Source organism: Paenibacillus sp. JJ-223 (assembly GCF_927798175.1).
GTDB classification, from domain to species: Bacteria; Bacillota; Bacilli; order Paenibacillales; family Paenibacillaceae; genus Paenibacillus; species Paenibacillus hubeiensis.
Window position 1 is genome coordinate 44,282 of record NZ_CAKMMP010000019.1, and the last position, 17,247, is coordinate 61,528.

The following is a 17,247-nucleotide window of genomic DNA, read 5'->3' on the forward strand; positions in this document are numbered from 1 at the left end:
TCGGAGCGGGGTAATGAATTTGTAATCACGAAGGGCTGCAACCCGGGAAGGAGCTGGATTGATGCACGCAGAAGTACAGAATTTGTTCATTCGCATCCAACTATTACATCTGGCCCAGGATCAGAATCTGACCGTCAGCGATACGCTGCCCATGCTGGAAAAGCGGGGTTATCGCATTGCGGAGAGAGAGATCCGGCAGCAGTTGGATTATTTGACGCAGGAGAACTTCCTAACGTCTCATGGGGAACAATGGAGCTTGACGGGAGCAGGCATCGAGGAATTCAAGGAAATCTCGGCGATGCTTCACCGGGTTAACGATGAAGTTCTGGCGAGCGGCAGCAAAGCGTCCGCGACTTGATGTTTATGCAGGAAAAGCAGGCAGGCCCTCATTGTAACCGTAACAGCAACAAGACCGGACCGAAGGCGGGCCGGTTTTTTGGCATGAACGCTTCTTCTGTATGGATGGTTGCCATTCGGCCCAGGTTATGATTAGATGACTTAAGAATCTCATGGTTTGCAGAGAGGGATCGGAGTGGCTTATATGTACAGATGTAAAGGCAGAATTCCGGAGCTGGAAACCAGGCGGCTCCTTCTGCGCAAGATGCGCCGCCGGGATGCGGCCCAGATGTTTGAATGGTGGTCGGACCGCGAGGTTACCCGTTACATGAATCTTTCTCCCATGCTTGGGACAAGCGAGGCCGCGGACATGATTGCGCTTCTGAATCAGATGGCAGGCGAGGAGGAGGCCATTCGCTGGGGGATCGAACTCAAAGCGACAGGGCGCCTGATCGGCAGCTGCGGGTATAATACGTGGCAGCTTGGAGGCGCGTTCCGCGGCGAGATCGGGTACGAGCTGGGGCGCGAGCATTGGCGGCAGGGTTATATGACGGAGGCGTTCTCCGTGCTGCTGCCCTATGGATACGAGACGATGGGCCTCAACCGGATCGAAGCACTGGTAGATCCGCGGAACGAGGCTTCCGGTCAGTTCCTTTCACATCAGGGATTCACGCGGGAAGGACTGCTGCGGCAGTATCAGCATACGTCCACCGGGTACAAGGACATGGACATGTACTCCCTTTTGTATGATGAATGGCTTCGGAACGGAACGACAAAATAAGAAAAACCAAATGTTACGAGAGAGAAGGGTTTAAGTGAGTGCAACCGGAGAGTTGAAACGAAGCTTCATTCTGGCGGGGTTACTGCTGGCGACGTTTTTGTCGGCCATTGAAGGCACGGTAATCGGTCCGGCGGGACCGACGATCGTTAGCGATCTTGGCAGCGTGCAGCTGCTCAGCTGGATCTTTACCGCCTATTTGCTGACCATGGCCGTCAGTACACCGATCTTTGGCAAGATCAGTGATCTGTATGGGCGCAAGCTTGTATTTCTGATCGGCTGTACCTTGTTTTTGCTGGGATCGTTATTGTGCTGCTTATCGCAGAACATGGAACAACTGATCGCTTTTCGAGCCATTCAGGGCTTGGGGGCAGGTGCGGTAGTTCCCGTAACGTTTACGATCATTGGTGACATTTACCGGATTGAGGAGCGGGGCAAAATTCAAGGCTGGATCAGTTCCGTTTGGGGAATATCGTCCCTGGTAGGTCCGCTTCTGGGAGGATACTTTGTCGATAATCTGGGCTGGCAGTGGATCTTTGGCTTCAACGTGCCGTTCGGCTTGCTCGCAATGTGGTTTGTGTTCCGCTATTTGAAGGAAGAGGTAACCCCTCGTTCCGCCAAAATTGACTATGCCGGAGCGGTTACGTTTACCGTCGGCATTACGGCTCTGCTTTTCGTGTTATCGGCAGGGGGGCAATACTACGCATGGGAATCTCCCGTTATTGTTGGTTTGAGCGCAGTCGCCGTCATTTTCTTGATTATGTTCTTTGTCGTGGAAAAGAGGGCTGCGGCCCCGATGGTCCCTTTGCATTTGTTCCGCATTCGGGACATTCGCGTAGCCAATATTAGCGGCCTTCTGGCCAGCACGCTCATGATTGGCCTGACGAGTTATTTGCCGCTCTGGGTTCAGGGTGTCAGGGGAGGCAATGCGACCGAATCCGGCCTGCTGCTCGCCCCGATGTCGGTGGGCTGGCTGATCGGAAGCGTGATGGCCGGCCGCATGCTGTTGAAAATCGGTTCCCGGATGACCGCGTTGATCGGACTCGCAGGCATTGCGATCGGCTCCGGCGGGTTGTTTCTGGTAGGAGGAACTTCCCCGGACTATGTGTTGTTCGTGCTGACGTTCATCTATGGGCTTGGTTTCGGATTTGCGTTCACGATCTTTACGATCATTGCGCAATCCTCGGTAGGGTACCAGGAGCGCGGATCGTCCACGGCTCTGCATACGTTCATGCGGACGTTGGGACAAACGATCGGGGCGGCGGCCTTCGGCACATGGTTGAACTACCGCATTTCCGCGTTGTCCGCCGAACAGCATCTCGCCGATTCAGGTATATCGGATAGCGATATTAACCAACTGCTTGCCCCGCATACGGAAGGAGCATTATCCGACGAGAAGTGGGCTTTGCTGCGAGGCGTGCTGGAAGGAAGCTTGCATTCGTTATTTGTCATCATGTTTGTCATTGCGCTGATCTCGTGGCTGACCGCGTTTGCCTTGCGCAAACGGCTGGTCGTTCCGGAAGAAGGAGATTCTTCGTCAAGCGCGGCTTCCGGCCAACGTGCCTAAATAAAAAGTGAACGCCTTTTGGAACTGCGTCGACGCTGTGAGCTTGACGTGTTCCGAAAGGCGCTTTAAATGTAAAACAACCGGCTCTTAGAAACAGGGAGCCGGTTGTTTTGTTTATTTCAAATCGTTGCCCATTGTCCGTTCCGAACTTATTGTCAGTCTTTCCAGCAGCTCCGAGAGCACCACCTTGTCTTCTTCGCTCAGTCCGCTGACTGCTCGGTTGATTTTATGGGCATAACCCGGAAAAATATCGTCCATGATCCGATGGCCTTCTTCTGTCAGTTCCACGAAGATGATCCGTCTGTCCTGAGGGCAGTGTTTGCGATGCAAAAGTCCTTTTTGTTCCAGTTTGTCGATCACATAGGTAACGTTCCCGCTCTGCAGCAGAAGCTGTGCACCTACTTGTTGAATGGGCTGAGCCCCCTTCATGTACAATACCTCAAGCACGCCGTACGCGGTGGGATTGAAACCATGCACTTTGCTTGTGGCTACCGTATGTTCATTCATGCTTTTGAACGTTTTGGCCAAGATGCGGTACAGATGAAGAGAACGTTCGGTTCCGATTTCTTGTAATTCCAGCATACTGATCCCGCCTTTTCTAAAATGATTGATCCGTTGGGACGAGTACCTTATGGATGTAAAATATGATCCCAACTTTGATTGTCTTCACGTTAAACGATGGAGCCATGAATTTTATTTTAAGGGTTGGATTCGAACAAAAACATGCGATATGTCACAAGATTTGCATTTTGAGCAATTCAAATTTGAACATTTTATGGAGGGCAAGTCGACGGTGCTCGCGATTTAACAAAGGACTGAAAATGATCAAAAAGATCAAAATGATCAAAAATTCCTGCTGCAACTCAGGTACAATTAACAACGTATGATCTTCAAACTGGATTGATCAGACAGGAGTGAGGGGAATTGGAATATCCACTGGAAGATACAACGGCGGCGTCAGTACTGGACGTACATATTGAGGAGGCCGGTTACGCGGAAGGAAAAACGACGATCCGTAACATCCGGCTCAACGTGATGCCCGGCGAACTCGTGGGAATCATCGGGCCCAACGGGGCAGGCAAAAGCACGACCATCAAAACGATGCTTGGCTTGCTGGAGTATGCCGACTATGAGGTAACTATTGGCGGGAACGGAAGGTATGCTTATATTCCCGAGCAGCCCGTTTTTTATGAATACATGACGTTATGGGAACACCTCGATTTGGCTGCCGCAGCTTACGAGATGGAGGAGGAAGTGTTTACCGCCCGGGCGCAGGATTTGCTTGTTCGGTTTGGCATGGAAAAGGTCAGGGATGATCTTCCCGGCAGCTTCTCCAAGGGCATGCGCCAAAAAATGATGCTGATGCTCGGTTTTCTTGCTTCGCCGGATGTCTATATTGTGGACGAGCCATTCATCGGATTGGACCCTCGGGCAACGAAGGATTTCCTGAAACTGCTGGATGACGAACGAAACCGCGGAGCGGGCGTGTTGATGTCCACTCACGTGCTCGATACGGCCGAACGCATCTGTGACCGAATCGTGCTCATTCATGACGGAAAATGCGCGGCGCAGGGCACATTGAGCGAGATACGGGCTGCGGCCGGATTGCCGGATGCCTCGTTATTGGATTGCTTCGATGTGCTGACGTCTTGACCGGAGAGGAGAAGGTTTATGGAAGGTATCGATAGATATACGCCCCTTCGTTTGTATAAACGCCGGCGCTCGGAGCATGTCAAGGAACAATGGAACAACTTGAAGCTGGTCGTGGATTGGACGGTGTGGCTGTACCTGCTGGTGCCAGGCTTGCTCTATTTCGGCGGCTGGTATTGGAGCATGTGGACGAAGCCGCTTCCCTCGTGGGCCGAATCGCTGCCATTACCTTTAATGGCGATGGGGCTGGAAGTGGTCATGCTGACGGGCGGCGTGCTGCTTTTTATGGAGGAAGCCGACATGCTGTTCCTGAAATCCCGGAGAACGTGGATGAAAACGTTAATTCGTCGAGGGTTATGCCGTTCGGGTGTGCTTCACATGATCAAAATAGCTGTGCTATTTCTTATGACGGCGCCTCTATGGTCGCGAGCCTATGTGATGCCCATGGGCCATATCATACTGCTTGCCTTGTGGACCGGCATTGCGGCCTTCGTTCAGGCGCTTGCCTTGCATCTGATCCTGGTAAAATACGAGTCTTGGCGTCGATGGATTAGAGTACTGCCCTTAGGTGCGGCGATGGGATTCGTCTATGTGACGGCCACGCTGCGGATGCATGATCGGATGTGGGCGATCCTCCTGGGAATCCTTGGCGCAATGGCCGTACTCACGATGTTATGCCGAATCAGGCTTGAGCTGAAAAACACGTTTGAAGGAGATGTACGCGAGGACCTGAGGCGGCGGATGAAGCTGGCGGGAGTGCTGCTTAGCCAGGCTGTGACTGCGCCGAAGGCAACGCGAACCAAAACGTTCATTTTTCGCAAACCCCGCAAACTGCTGCGCAGCCGCAGCCTGTCCAGCAGAACCGCGGAAACGGCGTTTAAGGCGTATTTTCGAAACACGGCAAACACGAGGCTGTACGTGCAGCTCGCGAGTTTATCCGTCGCTGCGGTGGCCATTCCGCCTTTTCCGGCCAACGTCATCGTTTGCGGACTGTTGATCATGATGCTGACGGTGCTGTTCCACCGATCCTGGAATATGTTTGAAACATCGGACTATATTCAGTTGTTATCCTATGACCCCTACGTGTTGAACAGAGCGGGGGACATCATGGTACGCATGTTGTTTATTCCGGTAGGCTTACTGGTCGGATATGCTTTGGGGGCCGCCTGGCTGGGATGGTGGCAAGGTTTGCTGACGGCTGCTGCTGCCATCGGGTTCGGTTTTCTTACCCTGGAGGTAGGAGGATGGGTGCGCCGTACGAGAAGTTGATTCAGGCAGCACGTTATTTGAAAAAGGTAGCAATAATTGAACCGCAATCGTGTTCATGAAATAATTCGGAATATACCGTTTCTGATGGGAGGAGGTCCGATATGGATGCAGAGAAGGTGAGGGGAGGAGCAAGAGCAGGGGCCGGGCGAAAACGGATCGGTGAAACGCGAAAAATTTCCTTAACCTTGCCTGAAGAATGCTGGGATGAAATTGATCGTTGTTGCGGACGCGGAGACTATACGATATCCGAGGTTTTACGGTCCATCATTGAAGACCATCTCCAGCAGGCGGATTTACTTTGAGGGGAGAGGCAGGCCCTATGCGTGAAGAGCGATTCATTCAAGTGAATGATGGGCGTTTGTTTTCCAGCATGTCGGGTAAAGGCGAACCTCTAATTTTTCTCCATGGCAATTTCAATACACACGATATTTGGAGCGGCCAAGCCGAATTTTTCTCGGCAAAATATCGGGTGATCCGCTATGACCTCAGGGGTTATGGCCGCTCAAGCACCCCTGCTTCAAGATTTTCCAATGTGGAAGATCTGGACATGGTGATGAACTCCATGAACGTAACCCGGGCGGTTCTGATCGGATCGTCGTCCGGAGGAGGCATTGCCCTGGATTTTGCCTTGAAACATCCGGAACGTGTAAAGGCCCTTGTCTTGTCGGCACCCTTTATCAGTGGTCAACGAATGCCTGTCGGGATGATGTGGCATGGAATGAAAAACTACTTTGCCGTTCGTTTAAAAGGGAGGCATGCAGCCATTGAATCATTCATCAAGAGCGATTTTTGGCAGTACTTTATCCCGTCAGAGTCCAACAAAGCTGCCAGAGAGGCCGTATTATTTCAGCTGAGGAACTCTGATGTCTTTTGTCGCTTCGAACCCCGCTTGGCGATGCCCGTCCATCCGCCTGCAATAAGAAGATTGCATTCGATCCAAGCGCCGACCTGTATGATTATCGGGGATCAAGACCATCCTTATAATATAAAATCAACTGATAGGTTTCACGCCGCATTGGACAACTCTTCGAAAGTGAGGATGGAGGGCTGCGGACACCTTCCCTTCATCGAACAACCGGAACTCTTCAATGAGAAGGTTTCCGAATTTCTGGAGGGCTGACGATGGGCGTGGGACCATCAGGCCAGGAGGATATCAGGAATGGTTGATCGCGAGCTTCAAGCGCATTTTGCGGATCGTTCTTCCATGGAACAGGCACATGCCATATTAAAGGAGTTGGGTTACGAACCGTACCAGTCGAAGACGGGACCGTTTCAGTTATGCGTCCCGACGGACCGGCAGGATGAACAGTCTGCCGTAGAGATCGTACAAGCCTATGGAGGCAGCGCGGCTTTTGCCGACACGACGGAAGGGCCGAGCATGTTTCAGGAAATTTCGATTCCCGCCCATCTCGTGAATGAGGACTGGGAAGAGGCATATGCTACAGGCCAGAATAATCGCTACACTGGAGATGCACTGCAGAACAGGGACGAAGACCCGCCGTTCGATGATGCGGTCGACGGTTTCTCGGGGAGCGTCAAAGCGTAGTGGAGCGGCTTATGGTGGAATAAAGGGCATTCATTCGGCCCACATACGAAAAAAACCTCGAAGTTCACGAGCGTGAACATTCGAGGTTTTTTTGGCGTGTCCGGTTTGCCGAAGTCAATGTCAGTGAGTGCCGGCATGACGATAAGCGGCGGCATTCATGCCTGCCGTATAACCGGTCGAGAAGGCAGCCGTGATGTTGTAGCCGCCTGTATAACCGTGAATATCCAAAATTTCGCCGCAAAAAAACAAGCCAGGCAGCAGTTTGGATTCCATCGTTTTCGGCTGGATTTCCTTGAGATTGACACCCCCGCCGGTAACGAAGGCTTCCTTGAGGGAGCGCGTCCCGTCCACACGAAACGTGAAGTTTTTCATGAGCCCGCATAATGCGGACAACATGCCTTTTGGAAAATGATGAACCGTGAGTTCGTCATCGATATTGGCTCGTTTCATCATGAGCGGAATCATGCGTTCGGGAATCCATGTCTTCAAAATATTTTTCACGGATTTACGCGCCTCCTGCTCCAACACCTGCTGCACCTGCGCTTCCAAGGCTCCAGCAGACAAGTCGGGGAAGAAGTCGATGCTCATCTCGACTTGTGGCTTGCCCGATTTAAGCTGCACCTTGCGGATGAACTGGCTGCAGCGCAGCGCGATCGGTCCGGATACGCCGAAATGGGTAAAAATCATGTCCCCCCGATGGGAGATGACCGTTTTGCCCTTGGCGTCCAGAACGGACAGCGCGACATCCCGCAACGATAAACCTTGCAGCTCTTTGGACTGGATCCAGCTCTCCCCGGAAACGATAGGAACCTCCGTGGGGTAGAGCTCGGTGATCGTATGTCCTGCAGCCTCAGCCCAAGGATAACCGTCTCCGGTGGAGCCGGTTTGAGGGACGGATTTGCCGCCGGTAGCCACAATGACCGTGCGCGACGATATCCTTTTGCCGGATGCCAGCTTTACGCCCGACAATCTCCCGCCATCCAAAATCAGTTCCTTTACCGGTTCCCGGGTCCGGATTTCGACGCCGAGGGAGACGATTTTTCCGACCAGGGCATCCACGACCGTTTTGGCTTTATCGGATACGGGGAACATCCGGCCATTGTCTTCTTCTTTCAGTGCGATGCCCAGGCCTTCGAAGAAACGCATGATCCCCTGGTTGTCCAGGTTCTGGAAGGAACTATACAAAAATCGGCCGTTACCGGGAATATGCCGAATCAATTCGTCGGTTTCCTTGGCATTGGTTACATTGCAGCGTCCGCCGCCGGAAATGCCGAGTTTGCGGCCAAGCTGGTCGCCTTTGTCCAGCAGAAGCACCGAGGCTCCATGCTCGGCAGCAGACACGCAGGCCATAAGTCCGGCCGAACCGCCGCCGATCACAATGACATCATACATGTTCGATTCTCCTCTTTTTCGAAAAATAATGGTTTTAGTAAGAAGGACGCGGGATTGCTTGCTTCCAACATAACGTAAACGAGATATCCGGAAGGAAATCCGCTTTGATCTGATCATTCGCATGCATATTGCAAAATGCTGTCCTCTCCTGGCTTTTTATGCAACAATATTATTGTTTCTGCAGTTCTAACAAGCTAATAGAAGGGATATATTGTAATATACTGTCGCCTATGCTTTAATCAGAAATACATGGGGGAACGTGCAGGCGAGGAGGGAGATGGCATTGTGTTTGTATTGAAGGACATTCTTTTACAGGTGCTGCTGGCCGGGTCGGCCGTATTCCTGATTCCCTTATTCCATCTTGTGCTCGCCAGGCAAGCCGGTGCGAAGATGGGACGGACAAGTGCGAGTCTTGCCGCTGCGACGGCCGTTAGCATGCTGCTCTGCATGCTGTTTGCCCATGACGCAAGCCAGGCAGCCATTCCGATTTCGCTCGGCGTAGTTCCTTTCACGCTCGCCATGCTGTATGGCGGGCCAAGAACGGGTCTGATCTTGTCCTTTCTCCATATGCTCTTCTATTTCCTATTCGCTTATCCCTATCATTTGAACGAGTTTCTCCTTCAAACGGGTATTCTTTTCTATCCTATTGTATGGTTGTCCGCCAAACGATTCAAGAATTATGCGTTTTTCCGCAAATTGCTGCTGGTGCTGACACTCGCCGCGGCGGAGATTGCGCTCGCCAGCATGCTAAGTATCCCGCTGATCGGCTCCAATGGCGATGGCATGACAGCAGAGTGGGTGTGGATCGCATTGGCTTACACGGGCGGGGCGGCAATCGCGGGCGGCCTTGGTTTACTCTGGCTTGAACATATTCAGCGCCATGATGGTCTGGAACAGCGCTTGTCCGAAGTGCATCAGAAGTACATATCGGAGACGGAAAGACTTCATCAGATGTTGAACGCTGTTCCGCTCTCCATCGCTACGGTCGACAGGAATGGAACAGTCCAGTTCGTCAACGACATGATGAAACAAACGGCGAGGGAACAGCTTCCTTGTTCAACATCGAACGATCTGATCGGCAACCCGGTCAGCCAATTCGTCGAACAGACTCATGCTGAAAAAATGGAGCATAACATCCGCGAAGCGGTTACCCATGGTGAAGCGAACGGGTTGACCGTGCGCTACGGCTCACATGTCTTTCGGTCGCAGACGGTTCCGCTCTATGGATACGCGGCCGGGGCGCCAGGCGAGACTACCGGGGCGATGTTGGTCATCCAGGACATTACCGAATTGGAAATGCTGCGCAGCGAACTTGATAATGTGGACCGTTTAAGCCTGGTAGGGCAGATGGCGGCAAGCATTACGCACGAGGTCCGGAATCCGATGGCTGTCGTGCGCGGTTTTCTCCAATTAATGCAGGAAAAGAGTCCGGAGAGCTTGCATTATTATTATCGCATCGTCATGGAAGAATTGGATCGCGCCAACAGCATTATTAATGACTTTCTGTCGCTTGCACAGAACCGGATCGCGGAAAAAGAAGAAGCACAGCTGCACGATATCATTCACGAACTCATCCCATTGCTTTGGGCGGATGCCAACTTGCGCGGACAAAGCATCGAGCTTATGCTTGCTCATAATGTACCTAATCTCTATCTGAATACCAAGGAAATCAAACAAGTTGTTCTTAACCTGGCGCGCAACGGAATGGAAGCGATGGAGGAAAAGGGTGTGCTCACCTTGGAAACGACGTACGATGAAAAGCAGGTAGAACTTTTTGTGAGGGATACGGGACCTGGCATACCTCGCAGCAGCCGGGATAAGCTGTTTGAACCTTTTTATACGACCAAGCCGAAAGGGACCGGACTGGGGTTATCCATGTGCCACAGCATCGTGGAACGCCATCACGGCACTATTACGGTCGAATCGGAAGAGGGGAAAGGCACGGTGTTTAAAGTTACCTTTAAGCGATAGATTTGGGGCATAATGCGGCAGCGAACAAGCCATATTATCGAAGAGATGCCTTTTCGCGGGCGCTGTGCAATCTTGCTTTCATTGCTTGGGGATGTATAATAAGGATAACATCATTGTATCCATTTAACGAACAATGACGATGGACAATGGAGCTTATGATGACTATTAAGGAGTGAAACCAATGTCGATGTCATTCGATCAATACATGAAAGATATGGTTCAGCCGATGCGGGATGAGCTGACTCGTTTGGGAATTCAAGAACTGCGCACCCCGGAAGAAGTGGAAGCGAGCCTTCCGGATGCCAAAGGTACTACCCTTGTCGTTATTAATTCCGTTTGCGGTTGTGCCGCAGGACAATGCCGCCCGGGCGTAGCCGAGGCATTGCAGCATGACATTACGCCGGATCATCTGTATACGGTATTCGCCGGACAGGACAAGGAAGCCACAGCCAAGGCGCGTGAGTACTTTGCGCCGTATCCTCCATCTTCGCCCTCCATCGCTCTGATGAAGGACGGGGAGCTCGTGCACTTCATCGAGCGCCATCAGGTGGAAGATCGATCTGCAGGGGAAATCGCGGCTGAGCTCACCAGTGCGTTCGATCGTTATTGCCGTTAAAACGCTCCAGCAACGCCCCGCTCTTCGGAATACCGATGCCGGGGCGTTTCGTTTTGGGTAAATGGAGTTATTGAACCATGTGATTCTTATGAAGGAATCCGATTTGACTATTCTGGAAACGGGGTGTAGTGCACGATGAGTTTGCAACAACAGATCATCGCTGAATTGAAGGTTAAACCAAGCATTAATGTGGAGGAGGAAGTCCGCAAACGGGTGGATTTCCTGAAAACCTACGTCAAAAATTCGGGCACGAAAGGGCTGCTGATCGCCATCAGCGGCGGGATCGATAGCGCCGTGGCAGCAGGACTGTGCAAACTAGCTACCGATGAACTTACCGCGGAAAGCAACCAGGAGTACAAAACGCTGGGCGTATTTCAGCCTTACGGCGATCAACAGGATATTCAGGACAGCTATTCTGTCGCGAAGGCTTTTGATTTGAAGCATGTGGTCGAAACGAACATTGAAGATGCGGTGAACGAGATTGCGCTGGAAGTGGAGCAGGGCTTCAAGTCCATGGGCAGCCCGCGCCACATGACGCATCAAGGCAAAGGAAACGTAAAAGCAAGAACGCGCATGGTTATGCAGTATGCCCTTGCTTTTGAAGAGAACCTGTTGGTCGTCGGTACAGACCATGCGTCTGAGGCCATCACGGGCTTTTATACCAAATGGGGCGATGGCGCCGTGGATATCACGCCGCTGAGCAGCCTGAACAAACGCCAGGTTCGCCAGCTTGCGGCCCATCTGGGCGTGCCTCAGCCGATTTTGGACAAGGCCCCGTCCGCAGGATTGTGGGAAGGCCAAACGGATGAGAAGGAACTGGGCATTTCCTATGAGGCAAACAGCGACTATCTGGAAGGCAAACAGATCGATCCTGCTGCGCAGGAACGCCTGGAAGCATTCTATAAGCGCACGCACCATAAACGGAATGCCATTCCCGGCATTTAAGTTTTTTTCGCTCGACTTGGGCAAACCGGCTTGATCATCGTACTTACATGAACGACCAATGAACTCCAGACACGTTACTGCCGCTGTGGACGAAGATTTTCCGCTTCCGACAGCCAAGCAGCGTTGCTGGAGTTTGTTGTTTTTATGATCGACGGCTGAACGGATGCTGTGAATCTTGCCCGAACAGCCCCCCAAGATGGAAGTTTTCGCCGATGGCCCCGGGTACTCGCATCTGGGCCTGCCACCTGCTACAATGGAATACGTGTTCGGATATCGAACGTAGGGACTAGCGAGAACATGTTGGTTATTGCACCACAGTATAAATGATTAAGCAGGTGAAGCACGGATGATACACGGAATTGGGAACGATGTGCTGGAGATCGGACGCATGCAAAGGCTGCTGGAAGGCGCGCGGGGCGAAGCTTTCCTGAACCGCATTCTGACGCCGGCGGAGCGGAGGATGGCCGCAGAACGGGGCAAACGCCGCACGGAGTTCGTTTCCGGAAGGTTTGCGGCCAAGGAAGCGGTATCCAAAGCATTTGGCTGCGGCATCGGACGAGTTATGGCTTTTACGGACATCGAAGTGCTGCCGGGTGCGCAAGGAAAGCCGGAAGTGACGTTATCTGCCGAAGCCTGGGAACGGCTGCAATTGCCGAAAGACCGACTTTATGCCATTCACCTGAGCATTACGCACCAGACGGAGTTGGCTGCGGCGTTTGCCGTCGTGGAGCAGCTGCACGGACAAGAGCAGAGACCGAAGGATATTTAGGTGATCATGAAGGGCATGTTTATGGACAGGCGTGCAAATGAAAGGAAGGACTTATGGGTTTAATGGAACAGAAAAGACATTTCAGCATCAATCTGCTGGATTGGTATATGGCGAACAAGCGGGATCTGCCATGGCGGCGTCACAACAATCCGTATTTTACTTGGGTATCCGAAATCATGCTGCAACAAACCCGGGTGGATACGGTCATTCCGTATTTCAACCGTTTTATTTCGAATTTTCCGACCGTGCGGGCGCTTGCCGAAGCGCCCGAAGAAGACGTGCTGAAAAACTGGGAAGGTCTAGGGTACTATTCGAGGGCGCGCAACTTGCAAAAAGCGGCGCAGCAGGTCATGGAGCTGCACGGCGGGGAGATGCCGAGCGACAAAGCTTCGGTGTTCGCGCTCAAGGGCGTAGGGCCGTATACGGCCGGCGCGATTCTCAGCATCGCCTTCAACCAGCCCCAGCCTGCGGTGGACGGCAACGTCATGCGGGTGCTGTCCCGCTATTTCCTCATTGAAGAGGACATCATGAAGACGGGTACCCGGGTGTTGATGGAAGAGCTGGCGACCGAGCTCATCCCGGAAGGGCGAGCTCGGGATTTCAACCAGGCGCTGATGGAACTGGGCGCGCTGGTGTGCACTCCCAAGGCCCCGCACTGCCTGACCTGTCCGGTCATGGAGCAGTGCTCGGGCCGCATTGCCGGCAGGGAGCTGACCCTGCCGGTCAAAACGAAGGCGAAGCCGCCGCGCCCCGAGCAGCGGCTCGTCGCCTTGGTGGAAGGCCGCGGTGCCCATCGCGGCAAAGTGCTCGTGCGGCAGCGCCCGGATACGGGCCTTCTGGCCCGCATGTGGGAGCTGCCGCATGTGCTGGCGGCGCCCGCCGCTGCCGGCAAGGCGGCCAAGCCGCTCGCCGATGAGCCGGCCATGGCATTGCTGGCCGGCAGCCTGTGGGCGGAGGGCATTGCCGCCCGCCCCGAAGGCTTGGCTGCACACGCGGAGCATGTGTTCAGCCATATCGTTTGGAGCCTGCAGGTGTACAAATGTACGCAGCAGGACCCGGGCAGCGAGCTTCCGCTGATTGCCGCGGAAGCCGTGGCCGCCTATGGCGAGCAGGCAGCGGCTGCTCAGGCGGCAAGCGGACAAGATGCTGGCGGCCATGCCCGCGAAGAATCGCCGCTGGCGTTCGTTGGTAAAGGGGACGGCCAGACGTACCGCTGGATCGGTCCGGAAGATATGGACAAGCTGGCTTTTCCGAACGTGTTCCTCAAGCTGCTCGGTAATTATTTCGCGGGTGCCTACGCCGTGCTCGAATAGGAAAGAGGCGTGCGTGCGTAAAGTGTCCGCTCGGATGGTTATAAAAAAAGAGCCTGACCGGCCATGCGACCGGATCAGGCTCTTTGTGCAATCACAGTGCTTATTTTGCAGCTGCGTAGCGTTTGTTAACTTCATCCCAGTTGATTACGTTCCAGAACGCGGAGATGTAATCAGGGCGTTTGTTTTGGTATTTCAGGTAGTAAGCATGCTCCCATACGTCCAAGCCCAAAATCGGAGTCAGACCTTCGAAGATCGGGCTGTCTTGGTTAGGCGTGCTAGTGATGGACAGTTTGCCGTCTTTGCCGACAACCAGCCATGCCCAGCCGGAACCGAAACGCGTTGTAGCTGCTTTCGCGAAATCTTCTTTGAATTTGTCGAAACCGCCCAGCTCGCTGTCAATTGCAGCAGCGATGTCGCCAGTTGGAGCGCCGCCGCCGTTTGGTCCGATGATTTCCCAGAACAGGCTGTGGTTGTGGTGACCGCCACCGTTGTTGCGAACCGCTGTGCGGATGCTTTCAGGTACGCTGTCCAGGTTGGCGAGCAGGTCCTCGAGGGATTTTCCTTGCAGTTCAGGAGCGTTTTCCAGAGCTGCATTCAGGTTGGTTACGTAAGTGTTGTGATGGCGATCGTGGTGGATTTCCATCGTTTGTGCATCGATATGTGGTTCCAGTGCATCGTTAGCGTAAGGAAGAGCCGGTAATTGAAAAGCCATAGTGAAATACCTCCTGAGTTTTAAGTTTTAAGGTGCATATGTAACAATACCCTTGCCATTATTATTAAACCGCATCCGAGCCAATTAATCAACATTTTTGTTTATTAAGTCCCTCGGGAAGTTGATCAAATGCATAATCCGCGATAACAAACATATTTTTCCCTATATGCAGAATTTTATGTGATATTGATTAAAATGAAATAGAAATAGAAACGATTTTTGATGTAAACGGTTACAATTAAGCGCTTTCAAAAGAAAATGCGTGTTTTATGGCGAAAAGTATGCTTTAATTGACGAAGAAGCGTTTTTTTCTCGTTTTTTGTCATAATACAAACATCGGGTTTTTGGTAAAAGGGGAACCCCTTTTTGTAAAACCTCATCAATCAAGCTAACGAAAAGGGAGATTTAAGACATGCACGTTCGTTCCTTTCAGTTGAGTGATGCAAGTCGTATGACGGAGCTGCTCAAGATTGCGCTTTCGGAAGATTGTTATGAGAACACGATGGGCCCGTTTGCCCGTCAATTGTCATGGGATTCCGAACTGATTATGGTTGCCGAGGAAGAAGGGGAACTCGTTGGGGCGCTGATCGGCACAATCGATCATAACCAAGGATGTCTCTATCGGATCGCGGTTCATCCGGACTATCGTCGCCAAGGAGTTGGCAAAAAACTAGTCGCGTCCATGGAACAACGGTTCCAGCAGCGTAAAGTCAGCCAGATTTGGGTTGCGGGAGACGAGCATAACAAAGCGGCGATGCCTCTTTACGAAGCGATGGGCTATGGAGCCAATCAGATTTTGAGTGCATTCCAGAAGCTCAGCATCTTGTCCAAGGCGTAGTTTGAATGATTATTACAGATAACATAGCAGATTCACTTAAATATCGGGCATATCCTTTGGGCGCATTGGCGTAAAGGGTATGTCTTTCTATTTTTTCATCTCCTTATTGGTTCTCATCACCAATTGTCTCGTGCAAGCAAATGAAGTAGACTGAAATAGAGTATGCAATTGCAAATAAACCTATCAAATTGGATAAACTAATAGAACAATTCCTGTGCGTTTGCGTATGTCCGTTGTTGGAACCGATGTTCCCTGATTGATGCGCATATCAACATGGATGGAATGTCTGATTTTTGAAGTCTGGCTCAATGGTGAAGTGCTCGGTGTTACCCGGTGAGCCGACGTTCTGAATTAGGGTACATGTATTGTAAGGATCGTAGGATGCATGGTGGGCGGACGGAGTAACCGAAAAAAATGTGGTGATCGTACGATCTCGTCATGGTTGCTCGGAGTAGAGGGTCACTTCCAAATCTAACGAACCTGACGCGTCTTATTTGCAGTGAAATTGGACTCTTCGAGTGCTAACGAACTTTAGACACTTTATTTCCCCGAGGATGGGGCGAATATCGTGTTCTTGACGCCAATAGCGTGTTTGAGATTCGTTACATTTTCTGTGAGGGGGGAAGCCCCTCAATAAGGTGTGTGAGATTCGTTAGCGCCTGATATGCCGCCGCCAAAGTGACTCGTTGTACAAACGTAACGACAACATTTCAAATATGCGATACATTAACGTTCCTTGTAATTAAGGTTTATCATCCCAAAATACCGATGTGCCAATATAGCTGCTATAAGCTGCCAGTACCTGATCCGTTCACCGCCTATTTGCGAACCGACAGAGCGCTTGTTATTTCAAACACAAAAATTCATGAATGAGGTGACCTTTTGTGAATTCCAACCATCCATCTCCCCCGGAGCATCCTGCCGGGGCCGCCAAGCCGGGGAAAACCTCCGTATCATGGTTGGCCGAGCTATGGGATTGGACCAAAACCATCGTTGTCTCCTTTGCGATCATGATGGTGCTGAACCTGTTCGTTTTCAACCTGTCGATGGTTCAAGGGCAGTCCATGCAGCCTACGCTGGTGGAGCGGGATCGACTGTTCGTCAACAAAATCGTTTATGATTTCGGCGCGCCTTCGCGTTTTGACGTTGTTGTATTGCGCGATCCGAGCGATGGCATCGGCAAGAAGGACTTTTTGGTCAAGCGGATCGTCGGCATCCCTGGCGACACGATCGAGGTGAAGGACCATTATTTGTACGTGAACGGAGAACGGCAGTCGGAGAGCTACACCGATACCGAGGTGCAAGATCCGGATTTTGGACCGTTGACGTTGGAGAAGGACCACTACTTTGTCATGGGCGACAACCGCCATGAAGGGAAGAGCAAAGACAGCCGCATTTTCGGCAGCATTACGTCGGATGAAATCGTAGGCAAGGCGGAGTTCATTTTCTGGCCGTTTTCGGAAATCAAAAAGCTGTAAACAATTGGAAGGGAACTATTCATCATTTTTTGCGTTAAACCATATAACCGGGTTCATCCGAGCTTTT

At 52.0% G+C, this 17,247-nt stretch carries 18 protein-coding genes; 15 read left to right on the top strand and 3 right to left on the bottom strand.

Annotated elements, in window-relative coordinates:
* Nucleotides 1-61 precede the first annotated feature (61 nt).
* The 3 genes from L6H98_RS26855 (at nt 62) to L6H98_RS26865 (ending at nt 2,681) form a co-directional block, all read left to right on the top strand.
* Complete coding sequence (locus tag L6H98_RS26855; RefSeq protein ID WP_236420766.1) at nt 62-358, top strand: hypothetical protein; 297 nt, start codon at nt 62-64, stop codon at nt 356-358.
* A 183-nt stretch (nt 359-541) separates the two neighbouring features.
* A complete protein-coding gene (locus L6H98_RS26860) occupies nt 542-1,117 on the top strand; it encodes a GNAT family protein (RefSeq protein ID WP_236420767.1) in 576 nt (191 codons plus the stop codon).
* A 52-nt stretch (nt 1,118-1,169) separates the two neighbouring features.
* Nucleotides 1,170-2,681, top strand: coding sequence for an MDR family MFS transporter (locus L6H98_RS26865; RefSeq protein WP_236420850.1), 1,512 nt, complete (start codon nt 1,170-1,172; stop codon nt 2,679-2,681).
* A 114-nt stretch (nt 2,682-2,795) separates the two neighbouring features.
* Here the strand turns inward: L6H98_RS26865 and L6H98_RS26870 are convergent, their stop codons facing one another.
* A complete protein-coding gene (locus tag L6H98_RS26870) occupies nt 2,796-3,263 on the bottom strand; it encodes a MarR family transcriptional regulator (RefSeq protein WP_236420768.1) in 468 nt (155 codons plus the stop codon).
* A 342-nt stretch (nt 3,264-3,605) separates the two neighbouring features.
* On the opposite strand from L6H98_RS26870, the gene L6H98_RS26875 reads away from it, so the two are divergent.
* The 5 genes from L6H98_RS26875 (at nt 3,606) to L6H98_RS26895 (ending at nt 7,146) form a co-directional block, all read left to right on the top strand.
* Entirely contained in the window at nt 3,606-4,334 is a 729-nt protein-coding gene (locus L6H98_RS26875; protein ID WP_236420769.1) for an ABC transporter ATP-binding protein, read from the top strand.
* Nucleotides 4,335-4,352: 18 nt separating this feature from the next.
* The gene (locus L6H98_RS26880) at nt 4,353-5,600 is read left to right on the top strand and encodes an ABC transporter permease (protein ID WP_236420770.1); all 1,248 of its coding nucleotides are present in this window, start codon (nt 4,353-4,355) and stop codon (nt 5,598-5,600) included.
* Between the two features lie 101 nt (nt 5,601-5,701).
* Complete coding sequence (locus tag L6H98_RS26885) at nt 5,702-5,902, top strand: ribbon-helix-helix domain-containing protein (protein WP_236420771.1); 201 nt, start codon at nt 5,702-5,704, stop codon at nt 5,900-5,902.
* Between the two features lie 17 nt (nt 5,903-5,919).
* Nucleotides 5,920-6,720, top strand: coding sequence for an alpha/beta hydrolase (locus L6H98_RS26890; RefSeq protein ID WP_236420772.1), 801 nt, complete (start codon nt 5,920-5,922; stop codon nt 6,718-6,720).
* Between the two features lie 39 nt (nt 6,721-6,759).
* Nucleotides 6,760-7,146, top strand: coding sequence for a hypothetical protein (locus L6H98_RS26895; protein ID WP_236420773.1), 387 nt, complete (start codon nt 6,760-6,762; stop codon nt 7,144-7,146).
* Nucleotides 7,147-7,266: 120 nt separating this feature from the next.
* Here L6H98_RS26895 and L6H98_RS26900 read toward each other — a convergent pair whose 3' ends face one another.
* Entirely contained in the window at nt 7,267-8,538 is a 1,272-nt protein-coding gene (locus L6H98_RS26900; protein ID WP_236420774.1) for an NAD(P)/FAD-dependent oxidoreductase, read from the bottom strand.
* A 285-nt stretch (nt 8,539-8,823) separates the two neighbouring features.
* Between L6H98_RS26900 and L6H98_RS26905 the strand changes: the two genes are divergently transcribed.
* The 5 genes from L6H98_RS26905 (at nt 8,824) to mutY (ending at nt 14,152) form a co-directional block, all read left to right on the top strand.
* A complete protein-coding gene (locus L6H98_RS26905) occupies nt 8,824-10,509 on the top strand; it encodes an ATP-binding protein (protein WP_236420775.1) in 1,686 nt (561 codons plus the stop codon).
* A 181-nt stretch (nt 10,510-10,690) separates the two neighbouring features.
* Nucleotides 10,691-11,125, top strand: coding sequence for a BrxA/BrxB family bacilliredoxin (locus L6H98_RS26910; protein WP_236420776.1), 435 nt, complete (start codon nt 10,691-10,693; stop codon nt 11,123-11,125).
* A gap of 135 nt (nt 11,126-11,260) precedes the next feature.
* The gene (gene nadE, locus L6H98_RS26915) at nt 11,261-12,070 is read left to right on the top strand and encodes an ammonia-dependent NAD(+) synthetase (RefSeq protein ID WP_236420777.1); all 810 of its coding nucleotides are present in this window, start codon (nt 11,261-11,263) and stop codon (nt 12,068-12,070) included.
* A 346-nt stretch (nt 12,071-12,416) separates the two neighbouring features.
* Complete coding sequence (gene acpS / locus L6H98_RS26920) at nt 12,417-12,839, top strand: holo-ACP synthase (RefSeq protein WP_236420778.1); 423 nt, start codon at nt 12,417-12,419, stop codon at nt 12,837-12,839.
* 53 nt (nt 12,840-12,892) lie between these two features.
* The gene (gene mutY, locus L6H98_RS26925; RefSeq protein ID WP_236420779.1) at nt 12,893-14,152 is read left to right on the top strand and encodes an A/G-specific adenine glycosylase; all 1,260 of its coding nucleotides are present in this window, start codon (nt 12,893-12,895) and stop codon (nt 14,150-14,152) included.
* 100 nt (nt 14,153-14,252) lie between these two features.
* On the opposite strand, the gene L6H98_RS26930 is transcribed toward mutY, so the two are convergent.
* Nucleotides 14,253-14,864, bottom strand: a complete 612-nt coding sequence (locus tag L6H98_RS26930; protein ID WP_236420780.1) for a superoxide dismutase — start codon at nt 14,862-14,864, stop codon at nt 14,253-14,255.
* Nucleotides 14,865-15,276: 412 nt separating this feature from the next.
* On the opposite strand from L6H98_RS26930, the gene L6H98_RS26935 reads away from it, so the two are divergent.
* Entirely contained in the window at nt 15,277-15,702 is a 426-nt protein-coding gene (locus tag L6H98_RS26935; RefSeq protein WP_236420781.1) for a GNAT family N-acetyltransferase, read from the top strand.
* Between the two features lie 884 nt (nt 15,703-16,586).
* Nucleotides 16,587-17,180 (top strand): signal peptidase I, encoded by a 594-nt coding sequence (lepB, locus tag L6H98_RS26940; protein WP_236420782.1) that lies wholly within the window; start codon nt 16,587-16,589, stop codon nt 17,178-17,180.
* Nucleotides 17,181-17,247 lie beyond the last annotated feature (67 nt).

Bases quoted from the DNA above. Each gene is read 5' to 3' on its own strand.
- L6H98_RS26855 (WP_236420766.1), top strand. From the start codon at position 62: ATGCACGCAGAAGTACAGAATTTGTTCATTCGCATCCAACTATTACAT.
- L6H98_RS26860 (WP_236420767.1), top strand. From the start codon at position 542: ATGTACAGATGTAAAGGCAGAATTCCGGAGCTGGAAACCAGGCGGCTC.
- L6H98_RS26870 (WP_236420768.1), bottom strand. From the start codon at position 3,263: ATGCTGGAATTACAAGAAATCGGAACCGAACGTTCTCTTCATCTGTAC.
- L6H98_RS26880 (WP_236420770.1), top strand. From the start codon at position 4,353: ATGGAAGGTATCGATAGATATACGCCCCTTCGTTTGTATAAACGCCGG.
- L6H98_RS26885 (WP_236420771.1), top strand. From the start codon at position 5,702: ATGGATGCAGAGAAGGTGAGGGGAGGAGCAAGAGCAGGGGCCGGGCGA.
- L6H98_RS26890 (WP_236420772.1), top strand. From the start codon at position 5,920: ATGCGTGAAGAGCGATTCATTCAAGTGAATGATGGGCGTTTGTTTTCC.
- L6H98_RS26895 (WP_236420773.1), top strand. From the start codon at position 6,760: ATGGTTGATCGCGAGCTTCAAGCGCATTTTGCGGATCGTTCTTCCATG.
- L6H98_RS26900 (WP_236420774.1), bottom strand. From the start codon at position 8,538: ATGTATGATGTCATTGTGATCGGCGGCGGTTCGGCCGGACTTATGGCC.
- L6H98_RS26910 (WP_236420776.1), top strand. From the start codon at position 10,691: ATGTCGATGTCATTCGATCAATACATGAAAGATATGGTTCAGCCGATG.
- nadE (WP_236420777.1), top strand. From the start codon at position 11,261: ATGAGTTTGCAACAACAGATCATCGCTGAATTGAAGGTTAAACCAAGC.
- acpS (WP_236420778.1), top strand. From the start codon at position 12,417: ATGATACACGGAATTGGGAACGATGTGCTGGAGATCGGACGCATGCAA.
- mutY (WP_236420779.1), top strand. From the start codon at position 12,893: ATGGGTTTAATGGAACAGAAAAGACATTTCAGCATCAATCTGCTGGAT.
- L6H98_RS26930 (WP_236420780.1), bottom strand. From the start codon at position 14,864: ATGGCTTTTCAATTACCGGCTCTTCCTTACGCTAACGATGCACTGGAA.
- L6H98_RS26935 (WP_236420781.1), top strand. From the start codon at position 15,277: ATGCACGTTCGTTCCTTTCAGTTGAGTGATGCAAGTCGTATGACGGAG.